Genomic DNA, 16018 nt, shown 5'->3' with positions numbered 1-16018 from the left:
TCTATTTGTGTATTGCCGCATTACAATCACTCTCCAGTCATTTAAATTATTACTATTATAATGCAATTTACATTTTTTGTAACGCGACAAAGCGCCTTAATTTGGAAAAATATAAATGAAAACAAAATGCTTGCATTCTAAATCGATATAGATTATATTAATTGACATATCAACTATTGATACATCAAATGTTTTCATTTGGATTGTAAAGGAGGGTTAATTTGACAAGTTCATGCTCAAAAGAAGCGATTATTTTATATAAATTACACTTTCTAAATAAAGAAGTAAGTTCGAAGTTTGAAGGGTGTACGGGTATGAGCCAGTCTCGATTAGAGCTTATACTTCAGTTATATGAAGTAGGTGAAATTAGTCAAAAAGCACTTCAACAAGAAGTGAATATTGATAATGCTGCGATTACAAGGCATTTAAAGCAACTGGAAGCAAACGGAATGATTACAAGACGTAAAAATCCAGACGATAACAGAATTACGTTAGTTTCTCTTACTGAAGAGGGACGAAATAAAATTCAGGCGTTTCAAGAGGAGAAAGAACGTTTTGCAGCATCTGCATTTAAAGGATTAAGTGAGGAAGAACGCGACAATCTTTTAAATATGTTAAATCACATTCAAGAAAATATAAAAGAACTTTAAAAAAGGGAGAATACAACTATGACTAACTCAGTAAAAACAAATGATTTTAACGAAATTTTAACAGGACGCCGTTCAATTCGTAAGTACGATCCTGCAGTGAAAATTAGCAAAGAAGAAATGACAGAAATTCTTACAGAAGCAACACTTGCACCATCTTCAGTAAACATGCAACCATGGAGATTCTTAGTAATTGAAAGTGACGAAGCAAAAGCAACACTTGCGCCACTTGCGAAATTCAATCAATCTCAAGTAGAAACATCTTCAGCAATGATTGCTGTATTTGGTGACTTAAACAACTTTGATAACGCAGAAGAAATTTACGGTACAGCAGTAGAGCGCGGTTTAATGCCAGCAGAAGTAAAAGAAGATCAAATGAAAAAACTTTCAGGTTACTTTTCAATGGTTACACCAGAAGTAATGAAAGATACTGTATTAATTGACGGTGGTCTTGTAGCTATGCAATTTATGCTAGCAGCTCGTGCTCACGGCTATGACACTTGCCCAATTGGAGGATTTGAAAAAGACCAAATCGCAGAAGCATTCGGATTAGATAAAGAGCGTCACGTACCAGTAATGTTAATTTCAATCGGAAAAGCTGCTGACAGTGGTTACCAATCAGTACGTCTTCCAGTTGAAAAAGTTGCTGAGTGGAAGTAATTTTAAAAGAAATAAGTGGAATATGAGAGGGGAAACACCATGATTATTATTCACGCAATATTTCAAGTAGATCCAGCGAAACAACAATCATTTTTAGAAGAAATTCAGCCACTACTTCATGGTTCAAGAGAAGAAAGTGGAAATATTTCTTATGATCTTTATAAAGATACAGAAAAAGATAGTGTATATACGATGGTAGAAGTATGGAAAGATGAAGCAGCAGTTGCGAGTCATAATACGAGTGAACACTTCACATCTTTCGTTAGCAAAGCACCACAATTTTTAACTGCTCCGCTTAATATAAAAGTTTATAATGGAGAGTTAGTAAAATAATAAGGTAGAAAAAGATGACTTTAGCATATGGCTGAGGTCATCTTTTTTTTATTCGTAGAATCTATTTTCGATACAGTTATGTTGAAATAGAAGATTTGCTCGTATCTTCAGTAACAGTGGTGAATTGCGTGTTAAATTCGAACATGCGGTTCCTTTAATTATTGGTACTTCACCAAAGAAATACAGTAGAACGAATAAATGGATTGTAATGAAAGAATAAGAAGGGGCTTATGTCATGGTGAATAAAAAGCGACATATGAAAGTGAAGTTATGGAGTGTGAGAACTTTAATCATACTTTTCTTTGCGATTAGTGCGATAACGTTATCACAAGGTATTGTGTATGTACAAGACATAGTAAAAGAGCGTTTTTTCAGTAAGACTAAGACAATATCGGAAAGAAATTATGACTTTACTAGTATAGGTGAAAATTTTGATGATTCCAAAATAGATGAAGATGAATATGAAGAAGTAAAAGATACGGGTATAAGAACGAAAACGGGTAAAAAATTTCAACCTTTCGAAAGAGAAAGTCTATGGAGTGACGTGCTTTCTGTTCTTTCAAATGTATGGATTACTATAGTTTTTTATGTGATAATCGCAATATTAATTATATATGCCATCTACAAGTATATTAGGAACAAATTGACGAGAACAGAAATAGTACAGGAGAAAGAATCGATCACAAAGCAAACTGCGGTAAGAAGCATAAAGAATGAAAAAGTCATTCATCAGTTAGAACGGCCGTTACCGACAGATAAGATAAGAAAAACGTTAGTTGAATGGGAAAGAACATTACCATTTCATGAACAGAGAAGGTCCTATGAAACGATACAACAATGGTTAAAAAGAATTTGTAGAACAAGGGATATTATCTCGTTATATGAGTCTGTTCGTTATGGTGAAAAGACGTATACGGATTTAGATGTGGAAGAAATAATGAAGTGGGTAGAGGGAGATGGGAAGGTGGATACATAAATATCCACCTTTTCTATTTTTATACGGAAATTTGATTAACATGAATTATTTTCTTATATGAAACCGCCTTCAAATAGGTAAACAAAATTAACTTTATTTACTTATACTTCATTACATGTTAACCTATACTTAATTTTTATAAATTATAATTAATTTTTTTTTTTAAGGGTGTAAAAATGTAATGAAATCGGTATTAAAAAGCATACTTATTTCCTTTGTTTTTTCAGCAGTAGGTATGTGTTGGTTGCTGTTCTTATTATTTCAAGGGGACGGTGATTGGTTATTATCTTGGATAGGCGTATTAATGGCATATTTATCTTTGTATACTTTAATAGATTTATATTGTAAAAATACATACGATAAAAAAATAAGTATATGGCTTATAAAAATAGCAGTTACTAGCTTTAGTTTTGCGGTATTAGGAATCTCATTTTGTATCATACATGAGCTATTAACACCATGGAGTCTTAGCTTAATGGTGTGGTATTGGTTGTTAATGTTAGTATTATTTTTAACGACTATAATATCATTAATCAGTTTAGTAGTTGTTAATCGTAAGAATCACAATTTCACCGGTGGATATAGAATGCTCATACTTCTAAATGTATTTCTTACATTGGGACCAGTATTATGGCCGCTATTACTCTCTATTATTGGAAATGGTATGAATGCTAGTGCGGGCTGGTAAAAGGAATTTAGATTAGTTGTTTAAAGAATAGGATGAAAAATTAATATAGAATTTTAAACGTTTATGAGAACATGTTTACATCAAAAATGAAAATATGTTCTCTTTTTATTTGCATGCATAACTTTTGCTCAATTTACCCTATTTAAATTTAAACGTAAGTATTTCGTAAGGAATGGATAAGAAAAAAGAGAGGTTTATCATATAGGATGAAAGTATAGCTTGAATCAATACGATATTAATAGAGGAGAGAAATCCTTATGAAAACACGTAATCAAATTAAGTTGGCAAGTTTAGCAGTTTTATTAGCGGGTACTACTCTATTCACGCCAGGTTTTACTGTGACTGCAGAGTCAAATCAAAATATTTCTAGTTCGTCACAAGTACATGATCAAAAGAATCGTAATGGCTGGAAACAAGTAATGCAGGAAACAGTACAGCTTGGTGCTGTAGGAATATTAGCTAAGGCGTCTAATAACGGAAAAACTAGTAGTTTTACTGCTGGCGTGGCGGACTTAAGTACAAAGAAACCGGTAAAATCGGATTATCGCTTTCGGATTGGTAGTGTGACGAAGACTTTTACTGCCACGACTGTTCTTCAATTAGTAGGAGAAAATCGCTTACAACTTGACGATCCAATTGAAAAGTGGCTACCAGGTCTCGTCCAAGGAAATGGGTATGATGGCAATCAAATTACGATACGACAACTTTTGAATCATACGAGTGGTATCGCTGAATACTTAAAGTCAAAAGATGCGGGCATAATGAATTCGAAAAAAACGTATTCCGCAGAAGAAATAGTGAAAATAGGCCTTTCTCTGCCTCCAGATTTCTCGCCGGGTAAAGACTGGTTGTATTCAAACACAGGATACGTAATACTAGGAATGCTTATTGAAAAAATAACTGGAAATAGTTATGCGGAAGAAATCGAAAAGCGAATTATTGAACCTTTGGACCTATCCAATACGTTTTTACCAGGAAATTCACCTGTCATCCCAGGAAAGAACCATGCTCGTGGATATGTGAAAATGGAAGGAACAGGCGAGTTGAAAGATATTACGTATTATAATCCGAGTTTAGCTAATGCAGCTGGAGATATGATTTCTAATGCGGATGATTTAAATAAGTTCTTTTCATCTTTACTCGGTGGTAAGTTACTGAAGGAACGCGAGCTAAAAGAAATGCTTACTACAGTTCCTGTAGAAGGAAAAGGGGTTAGTGACGCATACGGTCTTGGAATCTATGAGACTAAACTTCCAAACGGTGTTTCAGTTTGGGGGCATGGAGGAGGAATTCCTGGATTTACAACTTTTGCTGGGGGAGTAATTGGAGGCAAACATACATTGGCTATTAGTCTTAACTCTATAGGTGGGATCGATATTGTTCCGCAGTTTAATAAAATGATGCAAATTGAATTTAATAAATAGATGAAAAGAAAGTAAATGGGATTCCACTATAGTTGTATATAAAAGAAGTGCTCTTGAAATTTTACAAAGGTGGACAGTGTTAGCATTTATGATATGACATGAAGTATATGTGGAATATAAATACGATACAACTGTACTTTAAAGTGAAAATCAATTATTGTTTAGCATAAAAATAAAAGGATGTCAGTTGCATGGCATTCTTTTTATTTTGGAGAAAAGAAATGTATTTATTTCTGAAAATTGTTATTTTTATAATCTTTTCATATAATGAAAGTAATAGGGGTTATAAAGGGGAGTTATGAATAGATAATACTTTAGTTAATTAATTATTTCTAATCTTAACTAATATAACAGTGGAGTTGAATACAATGGGGAAAAATCATTTTAAATGGAGTAATAAGCAATTACGAGAACATGTTGAAGTACTAGATGGTAAGAGAAGTCCACACATATTATTAAAGAATGCAACATATTTAAATTCCTATATGCGCGAGTGGATGACAGCAAACATTTGGATATATAATGATCGGATTGTATACGTAGGGGAGCAGCTGCCAGAGCAATTAACGGATTGTGAAGTTGTTGATTGCGAAGGAAAGTATGTCGTACCCGGTTACATAGAACCCCATGCACATCCATATCAGTTGTATAACCCAGAGACGCTAGCAAATCATGCGATGCAATTTGGGACAACGACTTTTATTAATGATAATTTAACTCTATTTTTCACATTAAAACGTGAAGAATCATTTCGTTTATTAGATGAATTCAATAAGATTCCAGCAAGTATGTATTGGTGGTGCCGTTTTGATGGACAGACTGAATTGCAAAACGGGGAATCTTTATTTAATAGTGAAGAAATAATAGAGTGGCTGCAGCATGAAGCGGTTCTTCAAGGCGGAGAGTTAACAGCGTGGCCAAAACTATTACATGGTGATGATGAAATGTTAACTTGGGTGCAGGAAACGAAGCGATTACAGAAAAAAGTAGAAGGACATTTCCCAGGTGCATCTGAAGCAACGTTAGCAAAGTTAAAGTTGTTAGGTACAGATTGTGATCATGAAGCGATGACAGGGCAGGAAGCTTTTACTCGTCTTATGCAAGGCTACACCGTTTCACTTAGAAATTCTTCCATTAGACCGGATTTAGAAGTTTTATTAAAAGAATTGTTGGAATTAGGCGTGAAGCAGTTTGATAGATTCTTTTTTACAACAGACGGTTCGCATCCGTCATTTTATGAAAACGGCATGACGAATCGCTTGATAGAAATAGCGATAGAGCAAGGGGTACCGGTAATAGATGCGTACCAAATGGCTAGTTATAATATTGCCCGTTATTATAATATGGAGCATGTGCATGGTTCAATTGCGACAGGTAGAGTGGCCAATATGAATATTTTAGAAAGTAAAGAAAACCCAGTACCAATCAGTGTCATTACAAAGGGACAATGGGTAAAGCGTGCCGGAATAAACAAAAATGAATCGTTACTTATAGAATGGAGTAACTTCAAAGTAACTCCACTAACATTAGACTGGTCCATAGAGAAAGGGGATATGATTTTCCCTAATAAAACGGGTATGCATTTATTAAATAACGTTATAACAAAACCATATGTAAGTGAAATTGACTTGAACCACGATGAACTTTCTATTGATCATGATGAATGCTTCCTCATGATGATTGCTCGTGATGGTACTTGGCGAGTAAATACAGTTGTAAAAGGTTTTGCGAAAGAATTAGGTGGTCTTGCTAGTTCTTATTCCGGCACAGGTGATATGATTCTCATTGGAAAAAGTAAAGAAGATATGCTTACAGCTTTTCATAGAGTAAAAGAGCTCGGCGGAGGAATGGTGATAGCTGAAAATAATGAAGTGTTACATGAAATTGCATTACCGCTACTTGGGATTATGTCAGATGAAAAGATGAGTAATGTAATACAGAAAGAGAAAAAGATGGTGAACCTACTGCAAGAAAGAGGATATGCTTATGACGATCCAGCATTTACAATTTTATTCTTTTCTGCGACGCACTTGCCTTTTATAAGAGTAACGCCTATAGGCTTATATGATGTGAAGAGTAGTAAGGTACTGGCTTCGCCGGTGAATTTGATAAAGCAATATTAATATGAAAGGCCCTATAATAGTCTGAATTATAGGGCCTTTTACATTATTAGCATAAGAATATTGTAAGCCTCAAATAATATAGTATCTAAATCATTTGAGGTGATATGTAATTATGAAAAAAATATTGTACATCTTAAGCGTATTTATTTTGTGTGTATCGATACAACACGTTGTACATTCTCAAACAGATGCACCAGAGTTAACTTCAGATTGTCTCGAAGAAAGTAAAATTCGGGATGAAAAGTATGTGGAAAATATTATGAAGGACATTAAATCCGTATTTCATTTGAATTTTGATGAAGGTGGCTTTTTGGAAGTTAATAAAAGAGATTTAGAAGCTGCACATTTAATGTATGGTGGTCGGATTGATGATACGTATTATAATTCGTTAACTAAAGCTTTTGAAAGTGGTGGATATAGAGGAGAGCCAAGATTGTTTGTAAAGCCGCTTGAAGCATTTTTACTCTATAAAGAAATAGACGATACAAATGTGATAAAACATCTTGAACTTGAAAAAGGGGAATGGGTTGTTACTGAAACGAAAAAGAAGCAAGGGAAAATAGTGGAATACAAACCGTTGCAATGTGAAAAAGATTATTTGAAAAAGAGAAATGAGTATCATAATCCAAAATGAAATAACGGAAATTTTGAAGGAGAAAAATTTCGTTAATACTTGTAAATGAGGCGATAGAAATTCCTAGTAATTTCACCATAAAAAAACGTCATTTTAAAGATTAAAAATGACGTTTTTTTATATTCTCAAAGCTTTTGTATTGCACTCTCAATTTTATTCACCAAATCAGCTGAAACTTTATGAAAATACCCCAAAACTACCTTTCGAATATCATCGGATATAACTTTCAAATCACTAGCTAAGTTCTCAGCGAGATGTTCTTTTTCTATTGGTTTTAACTTCGTATAAAATTCCCCAGCCTGCGTAAAGTCATTCTGTTTTGTTATAGAAGTTCTTTCAAGTTTACCTTCAACGTACCTTCCGTCACCGCTTGTAATTTGATTAGCGGGTGTCCAATCTTGTTGTTGGTTAATCGTTAATTTGCGAAATTCGGGACCAATTCTTCTTCTTTGTGAATCACTGTAAATGTTAGCGCGCCCTTGAAGCATTTTATCATCTGATAGTTCTGCGCCATCCAGTAAATTAGAAGGGGAGAATGCGACTTTTTCTACTTGTTCCATAAAATTTTCAGGGTTTTTATTTAATACCATTTTCCCGACTGGTATGAGAGGATACGTCTGTTCATCCCATACTTTTGTGTCATCTAAAGGATCATAAGAAAGGTGCGCTTCATTTTTCGGATCCATGAGCTGGACGTATAAACCATACTCCACTGGTTTACCATTTTCAATTGCATCATATAAATCTTTCCCGCTATAATCAGGATTTTCGGCAGCTAGTTTAATTGCTTCTTTACTAGTAATGTACTGTACACCTTCAAATGGGTACCAATGATACTTTACATACTTTCGATTACCTTCCGCATTTCTCCAAACGTATGTATTTACACTATGTCCTGGTATGTGGCGAAGACTTTTGGCTGTACCATTATTAGAGTATAAATGGACAACAAAATGAATAGATTCAGGTGCTTTAGCGACAAAACTCCAAAATCTATCAGGGTCTATTAAGTTATTTTTAGGTGAAGGCAATAATGCTTGAATCGTTTCAGGGAAACGCATTGGGTCACGAACAGAAAAAACAGGAATGTGATTACATAAAAGGTCAAAAATGCCTTCTTTTGTATAAAATTTTGTGGAAAAACCGCGTACATTTCTTGCAGTATCCGGTGTTCCTTTCGTACTAACAGCTAACGAAAATCGCACCATAACAGGAACTTTCTCATTAGAATTTTGTAAAAAACTTAATTTAGTATGTTCAGACATCGAATATATCGTTTGAAAATAACCGAACGCACCAAATCCTTTTACATGAACGGGTCTTTCTAAAATTTTTTCATGAATAAATTGTTGTAATGACTCATGCAGTACACTATCTTGCTCTAGTACGGGTCCACGTGAACCAACTGTTTGAGAGTGAAGTTTAGCTTGTTCATTACGTTCGTCATTTTCATTAAAGTCTTTCCCTAGTATAGGTTGCCCTTGTTTATCATAGTTTTCATCCATCGATATAGCCTCCAAATCTTTTTTGTCCATTGTTACTAAATATGATTCTATAGCCCTAATTATGTACGACATGCAAAGTTCAAAGCAGTAACATACCGCTAGATGAAAAAAACACATATGTAGTGGACCTGTTGAAATAGAAGAAATTATGGAAAAATGAATATCGGGAAGAGAAAGCACACGTTTTACTAAAAAAGTGGAAAAAAACAACTATTAAAATTTCAATCTTAAAACTTAATTTATAAACGATTATATAGAGAATGAACGTTAAAAAAGGGAAAATAACTAGGAGGAATTTAACATGTCGGATTGGTTTCAATTAGATAAAGAATATATGATGTCTACATATTGTCGTACAGAGGTTGCAATGGAAAGAGGAGAAGGGTGTAAACTGTATGATGTAGATGGTAAAGAGTATTTAGATTTATTTTCTGGCGTAGGAGTAAATGTATTAGGATACAATCATCCTAAAATTGTCCAAACGACAATGGAGCAAGTTGCGAAATCGTTACATTTACCGTTTCATTTCTTAAACCCAGTTGCAATTGAATATGCAAAGAAATTAGTTGATTGCTCTTTAAAAAACGGAAAAGTCTTTTTTACAAACTCTGGTACGGAAGCGACAGAAACAACGTTGAAATTAATTGATAAATATAGAGCTAATAAGGGTGAAGAACGTGAAGGAATTGTAGTACTGAAGAATAGTTTCCACGGGCGTACGTTAGGAGCACTTCATTTTACGAGACAGGAAAGTGTATATCAAAATTTCCCTAAAACATCGATTCCAGTATATGAAGTAGAGCGCGAGAATATAGAGCAATTAGAAGAAACAATTGTTAGAGAAAATCCAATTGCGATTATGCTAGAGCCTGTATTAGGAAGCGGGGGGATATACCCTTTATCAAGTGAATATTTACATGGTGTTCAAAACTTATGTGAGAAATATAATGTACTACTGATCGTCGATGAAGTACAAAGTGGTATGGGGAGAACTGGCAAACTATTTGCTTATCAAAATTTCAATATTACACCGGATATTATTCAAATTGGTAAAGGTGCAGGAGGCGGGATACCGCTTGGCGGAATTATTGTAGGTGAAAAGTTATGTGATGTATTCGCACCAGGAGATCACGGCACAACATTTGCTCATTCATCAATGGGAACGGCTTTAGGGTTAACGGTATTAAACGCATTGATTGACGATGGTTTAATGCAAGAAGCGTATGAAACGTCACTTTATTTGAATGATAAATTGCAAGAAATTCAGAAAGAAAATTCTTATTATATTGGGGAAGTACGTCATGCTGGCATGATGTTTGGAATTAGTTTGAATGATGCGAATGAAAATGTGAAGAAATTACAGGTAGAGCTAATGGAGAAGGGGATATTAGTTGATGTTACACAAGGGAACATCATTCGTTTACTTCCTCCATATATAATTACAAAAGAAGAAATTGATGCATTTGTTAAGGAGTTTATCTCTTGTATGTATAGTTTAGCAGCTACAAGTGTTTAAAAACTTTAATGAAAAAGTACCTTGATTTCTATTCAAATAGGAAGAAAATAAGGGTGAAAAAAATAAATTTACAAATTAAATTAAAAAGCTGAAAAAGGTACTCATATAGCGCCTTCTTCAGCTTTTTAATTTTAATAAATTACTTAACCTATGGAGCATCTCATTGGACAAATATTTAATTATGTGAAACAATAATAACAGATAAGGAGACGTTAATTTTCCTTAAGTGCTTCGAATTAATTTTATTCAATAAGAGAAGGTGTGCTTAAAGAAGTTAAATTAAAAAGGAGCTGTTTTATTATATGCAACAAAATAATGATTTAAATTTTGAACCTCAAGACGTTAATATTGTCAATCCTAAACAAGCCAGGAAAGCAGTAATTGCTACTGGTATAGGGAACGCAATGGAGTGGTTTGACTTCGGATTATACGCGTATTTAGCGGTTATCTTAAGTCAATTATTCTTCTCAGGTGTTGATAATAGTGGATTGCAACTTGTACTTACATTCGGTACATTTGCAGCAGCCTTTCTAGTTCGACCAATCGGAGGTGTATTCTTTGGTAGAATAGGAGATAAGTACGGCCGAAAAATCGTGTTAAGTACTACTATTATTTTAATGGCACTTTCTACATTATTCATCGCATTACTACCAACCTATGAACAAATTGGTGTATGGGCACCAATACTACTTTTAGTTGCCCGAATGATTCAAGGCTTCTCTACAGGCGGCGAATATTCAGGAGCAATGGTTTATATCGCAGAATCTTCTCCAGATAAAAAGCGTGGTATACTCGGTAGTGGTCTTGAAATTGGAACACTCTCAGGTTACATTGCTGCATCGGTAATTGTTACCATTTTGACGTTATTGTTAACAGATGAGCAAATGCTCAGCTGGGGATGGCGTATTCCGTTCTTAGTAGCTGCACCAATTGGTTTGGTCGGTTTATACTTACGCCGTCATCTAGATGAATCTCCAATCTTTGAAGAGATGGAAAAAGCACAAGAGGAATCTGAAGACAATGAACAATTTTCATTTATGGATATTATTAAATATCACAAAAAAGACTTCTTATTAAGCACAGTAATTGTCGCCTTCTTTAATATTACGAATTATATGATTCTTTCGTATATTCCTTCTTATCTAACTCAAGTACTTAAAGTCAAAGAAACAACGGGCTTATTAATTATTTCTATTACGATGGCACTTATGATTCCACTAGCACTATATTTCGGTAAATTAAGTGATAAAATTGGTAATAAACGCGTCGTGCAAATTGGTTTACTTGGTTTAACTGTATTTGCAATTCCAGCATTTTTACTAATAGGTAACGGACATATTGCAGCTATATTTGCAGGTATTTTCGTACTAGGTTTCTTCTTAAGTGTATATGAAGGAACATTACCTTCATTATTACCATCACTCTTTTTCACTGATGTACGTTATCGAGCACTTTCGATTTCATTTAATATTTCTGTATCGATATTCGGTGGAACAACACCGCTCGTATGTTCATACTTAGTTCATGCAACTGGTAACCCGCTTGCGCCAGCATTTTATTTGACGGGTGTAAGTATTATTGGATTAGTTGTATTTAGTGTATTATTTGTTACGACTTCAGGGCGTGCGCTAAAAGGTTCATATCCTACAGTAGAAACGAAAAAAGAAGCACACCTAATCGCTAAAGAAGACCCTGAAGAAACACTTTGGTGGCATGAAGAGTCATTAGAAATTGAAGCAGGGAAGAATGCTTCCATTTAAAAAGCAACGTAGAAGTATAAAAAGACTCCTATTAAAATAGGAGTCTTTTTGTTATTTTTTTCTTTTCTTCAAACTCTTCTGATACACATATAGCTTATGAACTTCTTCCTTAAATTCCTGAAGTAGCATCATATCCTCACCATTTGAATAACGCACTGTATTATAAGTATCTATAATAATATGACTCTCGATATTTACATCTTCTTCACGATTTATTCTATGTAACCATGCTTCAATAGTTTCTCCTCGATTTCTATTTAAAGGGGGAGTTAACTTACTTTCAAGCTTAAAAATCTCTTTTCGAATTTCGTTATGTGGCGGTTTGTTTCGTTTCAAACGTTTTTGGCTCATTCCTTCTTTATCAGTGATAATAGTAGATTCGAAGGCAGGAATATTTGGTAAACTTAAATATTTACGTCTTTTTATTATTTTCCAAACGACGTAAATAGCAATGACTGTACAAACTACTATAGTAATGCTATTTATGAGAGTTGGATCAAAATCACGCTGTCCAAATTCATCTTTAATTTGAGGGTCCTTTAAATTCCCTTTATTCGCCCAAAAATCGTCTGTTTCTTTTGATTCAGCTGCCGAAAATAACGGATTAATGGCGTATCCAAATCCTAAAGCAACTACTTGTACGACATAAGAAAAAAGAAGCCGGATGTATGGGAAAATAGGAATAAGAAAAGCACTAATTATTCCAATCGTAATAAGAGAAGCGAAACGTAATAACTGTTGATTACGATTAGCCCCAGTTAACCAAAATGCAATCATAATGTGTAAGACTAATAGTAACAGTTTCCATAATGGTGGAAAAGGTGCATAAAATATAGCTGAAAAGACGAACCATACAATACCACCTAATGACTTTTGAGCTGGATATCCTAGTCCGACTACATGTACGATAAAGAAGAAAAGCGGTAACATAATTGTGCCAAATAGAGAGAAAGGGAGAAAGAGTGAACAACCGATTATTTGAGTAATTAACAGTATGACAAAACCGGTTCTTTTTTTCTTCATTAGTTTATGGATAAGAAGTACTCCTACATATCCTGTTGCTAAAAATATAGCAATAGCAACAAGTTCATCCCTTTCTGTTAATAACGAAAGGAGGAGGAGCAGAATAAAGTCATGAACGTGATAGAGCCAAGTTTTCAAGCTTTTCCACCATCCCTTCGTTATTAATGAGAAACGTAGGCTGAGAGAGCAGAGGGAGTTCATTTCTCTGTAAACCAATGTATATCATTGTAGACGATCGTTCTCTTTTTCTCGTTACATAATGAAGAAATCCTTGTTTCGGAAGTAACGTACTATCATCTGAAATACGCGCTAATTCCTCTAAAGCCACTCCATAATGTGTTTGTCCTTCGTTTAATGGTAAGTGCAGAGGACCACCTTCAGCTAATACACTAATAAATAGTTCAAACGGTATTTGATGCTTCGTTGCGTATTGACAAATGTATGTTGCAAATGAAATAAGGTCTTCTATATTATCCTTCCAACCAAATCCGCGATCAGCAGCTAAAGAAAGACAAATCGTCCAACTATAATTTTTTACAGGCTCATATTGCTTCGCCTGTAATGATTGCATTTTAGCAGATGCTTTCCAATGAATAGAACGGAAAGACTCACGTTCATATCGTTTAACACCAATAATAGATGTTTCATCATTGTAAAAAGAAAAATTCGTTCGATAAGATCCGTTTAAAAGTTGCTGAAGTTCTTGCAAACCTGCTACTTCTTTAGGAGAAGGATACACAATAATTTCAGTTCGTAATTTATCAAAAATGGGCAAATGTACAGTTAAAAGATGAAAAGGATCTTTTAAGACACATTCGAACTGTTCAATTTGAAACACACCACGCTTCGTTGCGGTTAATGTTAAATCCCATTTTTGCGCCGAATGTGCGGGTTGTGAAAATGGAAAAGAGAATAGTGTTTTTGATATTTGTTCAATTCCTTGATCCTTTTGTGGTATAAGGGAAGAATTTAAATGAAAATAACAAACACCGTTAACGAGTGGTATATTCGCTCCATTTTTTAAATGAATAAAAAATTGCCCAGATTCATTAGGAAAAAGCCGAGTAGTTTGTTTCTCGTTTACCACTTCAAATTTTTTCTCTATGTAAGCGACATATTTATAAATGAAAAACGCAAATAAATAATAGAAGAAAAAGAGAAACATAATGATTCGTTGTGGCATAAAAAATGTGAATAGTATAGCGCCTGGTACAGTTAGTTGAATAATATGGAGTTGGAAAAATAAAGGTACAGTTACAACGCGCTGTCCATTCATGCTTGCTCAATCTCCACTGGTACGTCAACTTCTTTTAAAATCCTTTGTATAATTTCATTTTTTGTCGTACGTAATGCACCTTCCATTGATAAGACGATACGGTGATTCCAAATAGAAGGAACTAACAATTGTATATCTTCAGGCGTACAATATTCTCTTCCTCGTAAAAAGGCTAACGCCTGTACGGCGCGCACTAAAGCAAGTGTGGCACGTGGACTTACACCGTTAGCGATGTAATCATGATTTCTTGTGGCATGAGCAAGTTTAATAATGTAATGTTCTAACGGTCCTGATACGAAAATTTCTTTTACTCGTTTCTGTGCTTCTAAAATATCTTCTAAAGAAATAACAGGTTTGACGCTTTCAGGTGGTACATCGCTACGAAAACGTCGCATCATTTGTAGTTCATCCTCTGGAGATGGATAACCAATTGAAATGGTCATTAAAAAGCGATCAAGCTGTGCATCTGGTAGAGGAAAAGTTCCTTGTGATTCAATTGGATTTTGCGTTGCAATAACAAAGAACGGTTTCGGAAGAGGAGTAGATTGCTTTTCAAGCGTTACTTGTCGTTCTTCCATCGATTCTAATAAACTAGACTGTGTTCTCGGCATAGCGCGGTTAATTTCATCAGCAAGCAAAATATTGGTCATGACTGGTCCAAGTCTTAATTCGAATTCACTCGTTTTCGGATTGAAATATTCAATACCTGTCACATCACTTGGAAGTACATCAGGGGTAAACTGAACGCGAGAAAAATTACCACCAATACTTTTAGAAAGTGTTTTCGCAAGGAGTGTTTTCCCAGTACCAGGCACATCTTCGAGTAGTACATGCCCATCAGCAAGCAATGAAACGAGTAATAGATCAATAACATTTTCTTTACCGACAAAAACAGATCCTATGTTTTCTTTCAATTTATTTATCATATGTATCATTCCTTTCAAAATATAAACGGATATTTCTATATTTTAACAAATTATTCAGAAAATTAATATGAATTTTTAATTCGAAGAAATAAATATCCGATTATTAAATTATACTTGCATATTTTGGAATGTAGTTATAAAATATCGATATACGATGTATCGTAGGTCGATATATCAGAAAGCGATGTATCGGAGGTGGTTATAATGAATACGAAAGCGAAAAAATATATTCCGTTAACAGAGGCGACATATTACATATTGTTATCACTAGTGAAACCAATGCACGGATACGGAATTATGCAAATGGTAGAAGAAATGACAAATGGGGAAGTAAAGCTCGGTCCAGGTACTTTATACGGGAATACGACAAAGTTACTAAAAGAGAAGTTAATAGTTGAAGTGGCTTCTACAGATAGAAAGAAGTGCTATGAATTAACTCCGTTTGGGAGAGAAGTGTTGGAGCTAGAGTACAACAGATTACAGCGTTCAGTTAAAAATGGGAATAGTATATTAGGGGAGTGAATGGA

General features: G+C 34.4%; 15 protein-coding genes. 11 read left to right on the top strand and 4 right to left on the bottom strand.

All coding sequences use genetic code 11. The features are described from left to right. Window positions 1-221 precede the first annotated feature (221 nt). The 8 genes from MR170_RS09075 to MR170_RS09040 all read left to right on the top strand — a co-directional run bounded on the left by MR170_RS09075 (window position 222) and on the right by MR170_RS09040 (window position 7485). Window positions 222-650 (top strand): MarR family winged helix-turn-helix transcriptional regulator, encoded by a 429-nt coding sequence (locus MR170_RS09075; RefSeq protein WP_050844104.1) that lies wholly within the window; start codon window positions 222-224, stop codon window positions 648-650. Window positions 651-668: 18 nt separating this feature from the next. Further along, window positions 669-1307, top strand: coding sequence for a nitroreductase family protein (locus MR170_RS09070; protein ID WP_242307993.1), 639 nt, complete (start codon window positions 669-671; stop codon window positions 1305-1307). Between the two features lie 39 nt (window positions 1308-1346). Beyond that, window positions 1347-1640, top strand: coding sequence for a putative quinol monooxygenase (locus MR170_RS09065; RefSeq protein WP_098640453.1), 294 nt, complete (start codon window positions 1347-1349; stop codon window positions 1638-1640). A gap of 235 nt (window positions 1641-1875) precedes the next feature. Next, complete coding sequence (locus MR170_RS09060) at window positions 1876-2616, top strand: signal peptidase II (protein WP_242307992.1); 741 nt, start codon at window positions 1876-1878, stop codon at window positions 2614-2616. 181 nt (window positions 2617-2797) lie between these two features. Continuing rightward, the gene (locus MR170_RS09055; RefSeq protein WP_043315284.1) at window positions 2798-3304 is read left to right on the top strand and encodes a DUF3902 family protein; all 507 of its coding nucleotides are present in this window, start codon (window positions 2798-2800) and stop codon (window positions 3302-3304) included. 257 nt (window positions 3305-3561) lie between these two features. Continuing rightward, window positions 3562-4728, top strand: coding sequence for a serine hydrolase domain-containing protein (locus MR170_RS09050; protein WP_242307990.1), 1167 nt, complete (start codon window positions 3562-3564; stop codon window positions 4726-4728). 368 nt (window positions 4729-5096) lie between these two features. Further along, complete coding sequence (locus MR170_RS09045) at window positions 5097-6851, top strand: adenine deaminase (RefSeq protein WP_242307989.1); 1755 nt, start codon at window positions 5097-5099, stop codon at window positions 6849-6851. Between the two features lie 112 nt (window positions 6852-6963). Then, window positions 6964-7485 carry a hypothetical protein gene (locus tag MR170_RS09040; protein WP_016081125.1) on the top strand — a complete coding sequence of 174 codons (522 nt, stop codon included), beginning with the start codon at window positions 6964-6966 and terminating at the stop codon, window positions 7483-7485. A gap of 125 nt (window positions 7486-7610) precedes the next feature. Here MR170_RS09040 and MR170_RS09035 read toward each other — a convergent pair whose 3' ends face one another. Further along, window positions 7611-8990, bottom strand: coding sequence for a catalase (locus MR170_RS09035; RefSeq protein WP_242307988.1), 1380 nt, complete (start codon window positions 8988-8990; stop codon window positions 7611-7613). A 301-nt stretch (window positions 8991-9291) separates the two neighbouring features. Here MR170_RS09035 and MR170_RS09030 point away from each other — a divergent pair, with 301 nt between their 5' ends. After that, complete coding sequence (locus MR170_RS09030) at window positions 9292-10506, top strand: aspartate aminotransferase family protein (RefSeq protein ID WP_242307986.1); 1215 nt, start codon at window positions 9292-9294, stop codon at window positions 10504-10506. A 302-nt stretch (window positions 10507-10808) separates the two neighbouring features. Beyond that, window positions 10809-12266, top strand: coding sequence for an MFS transporter (locus tag MR170_RS09025; protein WP_001186932.1), 1458 nt, complete (start codon window positions 10809-10811; stop codon window positions 12264-12266). Window positions 12267-12317: 51 nt separating this feature from the next. On the opposite strand, the gene MR170_RS09020 is transcribed toward MR170_RS09025, so the two are convergent. The 3 genes from MR170_RS09020 to MR170_RS09010 are packed head-to-tail and all read right to left on the bottom strand — an operon-like array spanning window position 12318 to window position 15491. Further along, entirely contained in the window at window positions 12318-13427 is a 1110-nt protein-coding gene (locus MR170_RS09020) for a DUF4018 domain-containing protein (RefSeq protein WP_242307984.1), read from the bottom strand. Beyond that, window positions 13399-14565 carry a DUF58 domain-containing protein gene (locus tag MR170_RS09015; protein WP_242307983.1) on the bottom strand — a complete coding sequence of 389 codons (1167 nt, stop codon included), beginning with the start codon at window positions 14563-14565 and terminating at the stop codon, window positions 13399-13401. Before MR170_RS09015 ends, MR170_RS09020 begins: the two co-directional genes overlap by 29 nt. After that, complete coding sequence (locus tag MR170_RS09010; protein ID WP_242307980.1) at window positions 14562-15491, bottom strand: AAA family ATPase; 930 nt, start codon at window positions 15489-15491, stop codon at window positions 14562-14564. Before MR170_RS09010 ends, MR170_RS09015 begins: the two co-directional genes overlap by 4 nt. A gap of 204 nt (window positions 15492-15695) precedes the next feature. On the opposite strand from MR170_RS09010, the gene MR170_RS09005 reads away from it, so the two are divergent. Further along, the gene (locus MR170_RS09005; protein WP_048565484.1) at window positions 15696-16013 is read left to right on the top strand and encodes a PadR family transcriptional regulator; all 318 of its coding nucleotides are present in this window, start codon (window positions 15696-15698) and stop codon (window positions 16011-16013) included. Window positions 16014-16018 lie beyond the last annotated feature (5 nt).

The sequence above is a fragment of the Bacillus cereus group sp. BfR-BA-01524 genome, from assembly GCF_022662595.1.
GTDB classification, from domain to species: Bacteria; Bacillota; Bacilli; order Bacillales; family Bacillaceae_G; genus Bacillus_A; species Bacillus_A thuringiensis_S.
Note: the sequence above shows the minus strand (reverse complement) of the source record. Positions and strands in the feature narration are given on the sequence as shown.

Bases quoted from the DNA above. Each gene is read 5' to 3' on its own strand.
- MR170_RS09070 (WP_242307993.1), top strand. From the start codon at position 669: ATGACTAACTCAGTAAAAACAAATGATTTTAACGAAATTTTAACAGGA.
- MR170_RS09065 (WP_098640453.1), top strand. From the start codon at position 1,347: ATGATTATTATTCACGCAATATTTCAAGTAGATCCAGCGAAACAACAA.
- MR170_RS09060 (WP_242307992.1), top strand. From the start codon at position 1,876: ATGGTGAATAAAAAGCGACATATGAAAGTGAAGTTATGGAGTGTGAGA.
- MR170_RS09055 (WP_043315284.1), top strand. From the start codon at position 2,798: ATGAAATCGGTATTAAAAAGCATACTTATTTCCTTTGTTTTTTCAGCA.
- MR170_RS09050 (WP_242307990.1), top strand. From the start codon at position 3,562: ATGAAAACACGTAATCAAATTAAGTTGGCAAGTTTAGCAGTTTTATTA.
- MR170_RS09045 (WP_242307989.1), top strand. From the start codon at position 5,097: ATGGGGAAAAATCATTTTAAATGGAGTAATAAGCAATTACGAGAACAT.
- MR170_RS09040 (WP_016081125.1), top strand. From the start codon at position 6,964: ATGAAAAAAATATTGTACATCTTAAGCGTATTTATTTTGTGTGTATCG.
- MR170_RS09035 (WP_242307988.1), bottom strand. From the start codon at position 8,990: ATGGATGAAAACTATGATAAACAAGGGCAACCTATACTAGGGAAAGAC.
- MR170_RS09030 (WP_242307986.1), top strand. From the start codon at position 9,292: ATGTCGGATTGGTTTCAATTAGATAAAGAATATATGATGTCTACATAT.
- MR170_RS09025 (WP_001186932.1), top strand. From the start codon at position 10,809: ATGCAACAAAATAATGATTTAAATTTTGAACCTCAAGACGTTAATATT.
- MR170_RS09015 (WP_242307983.1), bottom strand. From the start codon at position 14,565: ATGAATGGACAGCGCGTTGTAACTGTACCTTTATTTTTCCAACTCCAT.
- MR170_RS09010 (WP_242307980.1), bottom strand. From the start codon at position 15,491: ATGATAAATAAATTGAAAGAAAACATAGGATCTGTTTTTGTCGGTAAA.
- MR170_RS09005 (WP_048565484.1), top strand. From the start codon at position 15,696: ATGAATACGAAAGCGAAAAAATATATTCCGTTAACAGAGGCGACATAT.